We start from the raw sequence: 581 nt of genomic DNA, 5'->3' as shown, positions 1-581 counted from the left end.
ATTAGTAACAGTATTAATAATATTAAAGAGGGAAGTGCTTTTGCAGTTCTTTACGATAAAAGTGCAGATGGCACTGTCAATTATAACAGTGTGTCTTTGGGCGGCAATAAGAGTCAAGAACCAGTAGCTCTCCTTAATGTTAAAGATGGCAAAATTGCTGAAGATTCAACCGATGCAGTAAATGGGGACCAAATTAATCAAATCTCTCAAGATATAGCAAACTATTTTGGTGGTGATGCCGAATTTGTCGATGGTGATTTTTGGGGACCGGAGTATAAATTATCTACAGTTTCTGCGAATGGTAAGGTGGTTCAGAAAACCTTTAAAAATGTTGGTGACGCTTTGAGTGGTCTTGATGCAAATGTAAAGAATGTGAATGATCATTTAACGAATGTGACAAATGATTTTACACAAAAAATCAATAATATTACACAAGAAGTTAAAGGCGACGCCTTGTTGTGGAGCAATGATGATCAGGCATTTGTAGCACAGCATGGAGAGGAAAGAACCAATAGAAAAATTAAGTTTCTTGCTAATGGAGATATTTCTGCTAACTCAACCGATGCTGTAAATGGTTCGCA

The 581-nt window shown here is 36.7% G+C and carries 1 pseudogene; it reads left to right on the top strand.

The window, feature by feature from the left end:
• Positions 1-581: pseudogene (locus ACFIJ9_RS08705) on the top strand (hypothetical protein); the annotation flags it as partial.

Origin of the sequence: Bartonella sp. MR90HLJMH, assembly GCF_042194115.1 — a bacterium.
Taxonomy (GTDB): domain Bacteria; phylum Pseudomonadota; class Alphaproteobacteria; order Rhizobiales; family Rhizobiaceae; genus Bartonella; species Bartonella grahamii.
The sequence above is the reverse complement of the archived record's forward strand: the minus strand, read 5'-3'. Positions and strand labels throughout refer to the sequence as shown.